Annotated in this window: 5 protein-coding genes; all 5 read left to right on the top strand. The window is 31.5% G+C overall.

All coding sequences use genetic code 11. The features are described from left to right. The coding region (locus F6K54_RS36320; protein WP_293088720.1) for a Uma2 family endonuclease at nt 1–222 on the top strand (222 nt) is incomplete at its 5' end. Between the two features lie 648 nt (nt 223–870). Continuing rightward, nucleotides 871–1,053: a hypothetical protein gene (locus F6K54_RS36315; protein ID WP_293088718.1), complete on the top strand. Its 183-nt coding sequence runs from the start codon at nt 871–873 to the stop codon at nt 1,051–1,053. Nucleotides 1,054–1,710: 657 nt separating this feature from the next. Further along, nucleotides 1,711–4,881, top strand: coding sequence for a tetratricopeptide repeat protein (locus tag F6K54_RS36310; RefSeq protein ID WP_293088716.1), 3,171 nt, complete (start codon nt 1,711–1,713; stop codon nt 4,879–4,881). Between the two features lie 776 nt (nt 4,882–5,657). Further along, on the top strand, nt 5,658–6,401 hold the full coding sequence (locus tag F6K54_RS36305) for a tetratricopeptide repeat protein (RefSeq protein ID WP_293088715.1): 744 nt from the start codon (nt 5,658–5,660) through the stop codon (nt 6,399–6,401). A gap of 2 nt (nt 6,402–6,403) precedes the next feature. Continuing rightward, nucleotides 6,404–7,201, top strand: a complete 798-nt coding sequence (locus tag F6K54_RS36300) for a hypothetical protein (protein ID WP_293088713.1) — start codon at nt 6,404–6,406, stop codon at nt 7,199–7,201. Nucleotides 7,202–7,471: the final 270 nt, after the last annotated feature.

Raw genomic sequence — 7,471 nt, 5'->3', positions numbered from 1 at the left:
GTAGAACTAATGTCTCCTAGCGATACTCTAGAAAAAACTAGAGCTAAGATGAGGGAATATATAGAAAATGGAGCAAAATTAGGTTGGTTAATTAATCGAAAAAAACGACAATTAGAGATTTATCGACCACAACAAGATGTAGAAATATTGGAAAATCCTCAGACAGTATCAGGAGAAAATGTTTTACCAGGATTTCTTATGGATTTAACATTAATTTGGTAATAGTTGAAGAAGGAAGAAGTGGATGGGGACTCAAACCCCAGCCAATTTTCAACCAAATTACGTTTCTTTAAACTTATAAGGAATTATTCATTATTTGCTGATAGCTGACTGCTTACCATAATTTTTTTCCTTCTATACCTCCTCACTCCTTAAAAAAAAATACAATCTTTTTCAAATCCCTGGAATTTATTTGTAGGGATTTTTTTTATTTAGTCGTCCGCTACCTTTTCCCTTCTTAAAAAATACAATCCTTTTTAACTATCCTCAATTTATTTGATTATTTCATTGCCTTATACTAATTCCATAAAATATTGCTACAGTCATGGCACAGGAAACAGGGAACAGGGAATAGAGAATAGGGAAAGAAAAACAGAATAAACAAAGAGGAAAAAAGGTTTAATTGTTAGACTTTATGGGATTTATATTTTTTTATTGTAGGAATAAATCATCAACTAAAATGTAACTACCTTTTTTGAATTTGGTATTATTAATTAATTATTTCCGGATTTTACCGTGAAATTAGTGTATTAATAGTGATAGCCAAAGATATACTATACAGAAAAAAAGTTTTTCTCCAGGATTTGGTCTTGAATTTAGAGAGATCGTTATCAGAAAGTTACAGAACCAAATCAGGGAGGTTTGATTTCAATGTCTAAAAAGCCATCTCAAAAAACAACCAGCCTCTTGAAAAGACTGGTTGAAGCTTTAGTTATTTCTTCAGTTTCCTCTTATTTTGTGTCACAGATTGCACCAACTTGTGTTCTGCCACAAGTAGAATCTAGCAATCACAAAGCACAAGTGGAATTTGAAAAAGAATTCATATCTAAATAATTCTAGAAAATCTTTAATGATTCAATAGAATTGTTATGAGATAAGTTTCTACGGCCAATAGAAACTCATCTCAAGCCATTATATATCAGAATTACTATGCATATCTAAATGGTTCAGTATACTTTTGGTTTGATGATGTTAATTCTTCAAAAAAATAATAATAAATCATTTTTAAATCCCTTAAAATAAATTCAAGGGATTTTTATTTTCTCTATTGTCCGCTCCCTTTTCCCTTCTTAAAAAATACAATCCTTTTCAACTCTCCTCAATTTATTTGATTATCTCATTTCTTTCTTAATCAATTATTTCCGGATTTTACTGTGAAATTAGTGTTTTATAGTAAGAGCCAATAATAGACTAAAAATCAGCACAACATTAGCCTAGTTAATCAACAGCCAAAAGCGATAATTAGAGATTTATTGACCAGAGTAGGGTGTAGAAATTTTAAAAATTCCCAGAGACTATACAAAAATAAATATTTTACCAGGATTTCTTCTCTATTTAATAGTAATTTCTTAAGAGATAGATAACTTTTTGAAGATATAGGGTGCGTGAGAAGGTTTCAAGCCTCCTACTCCAGTAGGAGATACTGATAACTGATAACTGAACTGATAACTGATAACTGATAACTGAAATGACTCACCAATAAATAATAAGATGATACCAAAAACTCCCACAAAAATTTCCCCACCTACACAACAGCAAGAAATCAATTTTAAGCAGGCAAAATATTTTTTTAGCTTAGGAAAAGTTTTCGCAAAAAAGAATGAATGGAAAGAAGCAAGTGCAGCTTATCGTAGGGCAATTAAGTTAGCTCCTGACTGGAAAGAAGCAAGACAATCTTTGTCATATGCAGAAAATCAGCTTCAGGAAAAAACAATTAATACTCAACAGCAAATAGAACCTAGCAACAAGTTGAAAATATCCGATATTCCGCTAGATAAAATAGCTAAACAAGAGGAACAGGAGTCAGCGATATATACTTCTAATAATGCAGTTATTGTCAACTCAAATTTGGCAAATGAGTATCACGTTAATGGTGATATTTTTTTAAAAAAAGGAGAAAAAGTAGAGGCTATAAAGGCTTATGAAAAAGCAATTGAAATTAATTCTGAGTTATGGGAAGTGCATCATAAATTAGGAAACTTATTGCAAGAAAATGGAGATTTAGAAGCAGCAGTAACTGCTTATAATAAATCCATAGAATTAAAGCCAGATTTTTGTTGGTCTTATCATAATTTAGCAGATGCTTTAGTTAAGTTAGAAAATTTGGAAGAGGCTGTTTGTGCATATCAGAAAGCTATAAAATTAGAACCTAATTTTGTTTGGTTACATTATAATCTGGCAGAAATATTAGTCAAAATAGGTAACTTTTATGAAGCGATCGCTGCTTATCGTAGTGCAATAAAACTACAGCCAGATTTACCAAAAGTATACGAAAAATTAGGAGATGCTTTACAACAACAGATGGAACTTCATACAAAAGAAGCGGTGAACTCATATCAACAGGCAATAAAACAGAATCCAGATGATATAGAACTGTATCATAAAGCTTTAGAAGTTAAACCCAACGATCCAGAACTATATTTACAGTTATGCCAGACATTAGTTAGACAAAATGAATTAGATGAAGCAATGATTTTCTATCAAATGGGATTACAAGCTCAGTCAACTAACCAAGATACATCTACACAATTTGATTTAATGAAATTAGGTAATTATTGTGTAAAACAAGGGAAGTTAAAAGAGGCAATTTTCTTTTATCAAGAAGCACTTAAGAACAACCGAGATAATGATTTAATTTCCTGGCAATTACAAAACATTAAAGCTATGAAAAATCGGGAATTTTTCTATCCCCTGGAAGTGGTAGAAGATTTGCGTTTGTTAGAACCCCGATCGCTAATTTTAAATACCAGTGACAGACCAATTATTTCTATAATTATTCCTGTTTATAACCAAATTTTACATACCTACAATTGTTTAAGGTCTCTGGCAGAAACTTTAGACGAATCTTTACCATTTGAAGTAATTGTTATGGATGACCACTCTAGCGATAATACTCAAGAAGTATTAAGTAAAATATCTGGAGTTAAATCGGTTTTTAACGAACAAAATTTAGGTTTTATTGGCTCTTGTAACCGAGGTGCAGAAAAGGCAAAAGGTGAATATTTAATATTCTTAAATAATGATACTGTTGTCATGCCTAATTGTTTCCAGGAAATGTTAGAAACATTCAAACAAATACCAGATGCTGGGTTAGTAGGAGCTAAATTTTTATATCCCAATGGCAAACTTCAAGAAGCAGGAGGAATTATTTGGCAAGATGGTTCAGCTTGGAATTATGGCAGATTAGATCATCCTAATAAACCAGAATATTGTTATTTACGAGAAGTAGATTATTGTTCTGGAGCAGGAATTATGATTCCTACCAAATTATGGAGACAAATAGGAGGTTTTGATGTTCGTTATAAACCTGCATATTATGAAGATACTGACCTAGCATTTGAAGTGAGAAAAGCTGGGTATAAAGTCTTGTATCAACCCCTAGCTAAAATTGTTCATTTTGAAGGAATATCTTCAGGAACAGATGTTAATAAAGGGGTCAAAAAATATCAAGTAGTTAATCATCAAAAGTTTATGAAAAAATGGCAAGATGTTTTAAAATTGCATCGGCCTAATGCAGTTGAACCTCATTTTGAGCGGGAAAGACCTGTGCAGAAACGATTATTAATGATAGATGCTTGTATGTTAACGCCAGACCAAGATTCTGGTTCAGTAACAGCTTTTAATTTAATTAAAATATTTCAATCTCTGGATTATAAAGTAACTTTTGCACCGGATAATTTACTATATGTTGAAAAGTATACAGAAGATTTACAAAGGTTAGGAGTTGAGTGTTTATATTGTTCTTATGTAACTTCAATCATATCTCATTTAGAGACCTATGGCAGTCAATATGATGTCGTATATTTAGCTAGATTAGAATTTACAGAAAAATACATAGATAAAGTTAAAAAATTTGCTCCACAAGCAACAATAATATATGACACAGTTGATTTACATTATCTTCGAGAGCAAAGAGAAGCAAAGATAAAAAATAGCTCGGAACTAAATAAAAAAGCCATCAATACAAAAGAAAGAGAATTAGCATTAATGGCAAAAGCAGACTGCACATTAGTAGTCAGCATGATGGAAAAACAAATGTTAGAAAAGGAAAATCCTCACTTAAAAAATATAGATTTTTTTCATATGCCCAGAGATATATATGGCGCAGAAAAAGGATTTGCAGACAGAAAAAATATCTTATTTATTGGAGGATTTCAACACCCACCAAATGTAGATGCAGTACTTTATTTTGTGCAGGAAGTGTTTCCTTTAGTTAAGCAAAAAATTGATGATATTAAAATTTTTATCATTGGTAGCAAAGCACCCGAAGAAATTTTGAATTTATCATCTGATGACGTAATAATTACTGGTCATGTACCTGATGTTTCAGAGTATTTTAATAACTGTAAAATGTCAGTAGCTCCCTTAAGATATGGAGCAGGAATTAAAGGGAAAATTCTGACAAGTTTTAGTTATGGTTTACCAGTAGTAGCTACTCCTATAGCGGCAGAAGGAATGGGAATTAAAAATGGCTATGATGTTTTAATCGGAAAGAATCCAAAAAACTTTGCTCAACAAGTTGCTAATTTATATTCAGACAATAATTTATGGTCAGAAATTTCTCAAAATTCACTAGAAACTATATCTAGTCGATATTCAATGGCAGCTGTAACTAATAAATTTAATCAACTATTAAGAACTCTAAAAAGTGCTAAACAATAATTAGGGTTTGCGTATGGAAAGTCTTTTTGCTGGGGTAGGGAGTAGGCAGTAGGCAGTAGGGGGAAAGAATTGATAATTTCTGTGTGATAATTGATTTTATTTTTTATTATTGGAGATGTCTAATAGGGAATAGGGAATAGGGAAGAAACGAAGATATAAGAATAACTATAATTTTATCCTTCAAAGGAACACCTCAATTCTCACATCTGATTCCTGATTGCTATATTAGCATTTCTTACGGAACGCGGAGCTAACAGCAATTCAGATGCATGAAGATATTCAAGCAATAACTGAGGTTAGGTTATAGCAAATTTCATTAGTGTAATTTTAATTCTCCTTGGTGGATAATTCTTTTTTATATCATGTCCGGATAATTAGTGATAAAAAAACTTTCTCCTTCTTTTCTTCTTTCTTCTCTCCTGAATTCTGTTTGCGTAGCATTCCGTAGGAAATTGCAGAATTGCTGAATTCTGAGTAGTTTATTTATAACTGTTCAACCGGACATGATATTAGTATGATAATGAGGATAATGAGTTAATAACACATAGCTGATAGCTGATAACGCAGTTCCTCCGGTAGGAGTCTGGCTGACTGCTGAATGCTTATATAATTAACATCCGAGTAAGTAACTAAATCAAGTATTACCAACAAACAACTAGCACCCGAATAAACAACTAAGTCAAATATTGTAATAGGATTTCAGCTTCCTGAAAAAGTAATAATGTTGAGATTATTGTAATAGAAACCTCAATAGTTATATAAAAAGGATTCAGAAAATGCAAGCTAATCAAACAAATATTCCCATCAAAGGTTCAGTCAAAGAAATTAGTGAAGTAATTGGCTTATTTGATGATATGTGGGTAGGGAAAGAACTAAGTTTTACTCTCAAAAGTGAATATCCTATCCAAGAAATTGAACTAGAAGGATATCTTTCCGAACAATTTCCTGAAGGCAACAACATTACGCTGAAAGTAGGTAAAGAAACTAAACAAATTAGTAGTCCTGGAAACCAAAAATTTAACTGTTCAATACTTGTAAACTTAGCTGCTTATCAGAAAACTAAAATTGAAGTAGTAAGTGAAAAAGTCTTTAATCCCAAGCAGCAAGGATTAGGTGATGACCAAAGAAATTTAGGTTTTATTTTGGTTAACTTTAATATTAAACGAGGTAAAACAGCAGGAGAATATTTGTTAGAAGGGAAAAATTTAGAGAACAAAGGCGAATTTGAAGCAGCTATGAACTGTTACGAAAAAGCTATTTCTTTAAATCCAAAATTTTATTGGTCTTACTATAAATTAGGAGAGTTTTTAGTTAAACAAGGAAAATATCAAGAAGCGATACCTCATTATCGTCAAGCTGTAAAACTTAATCCTAATTCAGCTTTATTTATCTCTAATTTAGAAGAAGCTGTAGCGCAAAATAGAGAGAGGGAACAAGCTACTAATTATCAGAAAAAAGCTTTAAGATTTAAGTCATCTGTTCCCCCATATCAAAAAGTACAAGCTAAAATTTGTAGTTAAAAATGAAAAGAACAATCTTAATTCACCATCATATATTTAAAAACGCAGGTACTTCTTTACAATATGCTCTGAAGAAGTATTTTGCAGACAAATATTATGAGTGTGAACTACCACAAAGTCAGATGGTAACAAAAGATAATTTAGCAAAATTTATCTTAGAAAATCCTCAAGCATTAGCAATATCAGGGCATCATATTTGTCTCCCTACTCCTCAAGGAAAAGAATATAAAACCTTGTCTCTTATATTATTAAGAAATCCATTAGCTAGGGTAGAATCAATTTATAAGTTTGAGAGAAAACAAAATGCTAAAACACCAGGATCAATAAAAGCAAAAGAACTAGATTTTAAGGGATATGTCAGATGGAGATTAGATAAAACTCCCACAATGTTATGCAATTATCAAACTTGTTATTGTGCGAGAAAAGATAAAAGTGAAGGGAGCAAGATTCCCAGAGAACAGGATTTAGAAGTGGCTATTCAAAACATCAAAGCCAGTGCAATAGTTGGTACAGTCGAAAAATATGAAGCAACTTTAAAGTTAGCAAATCAGATATTGATTGAACATTATCCAGGGATAAATCTCGAATATAGTTATTTGAATGCTACTAATAAAAAGACGATAAAATCAGAGGAAGAAGTTAAAAATCAACTGGAAGTAGAGCTAGGAAAGGAAATAGTAAATGAACTAGAAGAGGGAAATAAATTAGACCGAATATTATGGAGGCTAGCCGATGAAACTTTAACAGAGAAGTTGACAGAAAAATTAGAAGCAGAGCAACAATTAATAATTAATAATTAGGGGTTGCTGAATAAAGTTGTAATTAATACCTTTCATTAATTGATAATTGATAATGGATAATTGATAATTACCTCTGGTTAAAACCGAGAGGATTGAATATAAGGAGATATTATTTCTTTTTTTTTCCCTTAAAAGGGGAGGTTTTATACCAATTTGATAAATGTTTGCTACAAATAGCTAGGGTATTTCTTAGAATTCAGCAATCCTGCAATTCAGGAGCCGTATGGGAATAGATTTAATACCAGTTTTCAGTTCGTAAATTCTCTTTTT

This window comes from Okeania sp. SIO3B5, assembly GCF_010692555.1.
Classification (GTDB): Bacteria; Cyanobacteriota; Cyanobacteriia; order Cyanobacteriales; family Microcoleaceae; genus Okeania.
The sequence above is the reverse complement of the archived record's forward strand: the minus strand, read 5'-3'. Positions and strand labels throughout refer to the sequence as shown.

Excerpts from the sequence above, each read along its gene's own strand:
- F6K54_RS36305 (WP_293088715.1), top strand. The coding sequence starts at position 5,658 with ATGCAAGCTAATCAAACAAATATTCCCATCAAAGGTTCAGTCAAAGAA.
- F6K54_RS36315 (WP_293088718.1), top strand. The coding sequence starts at position 871 with ATGTCTAAAAAGCCATCTCAAAAAACAACCAGCCTCTTGAAAAGACTG.
- F6K54_RS36300 (WP_293088713.1), top strand. The coding sequence starts at position 6,404 with ATGAAAAGAACAATCTTAATTCACCATCATATATTTAAAAACGCAGGT.
- F6K54_RS36310 (WP_293088716.1), top strand. The coding sequence starts at position 1,711 with ATGATACCAAAAACTCCCACAAAAATTTCCCCACCTACACAACAGCAA.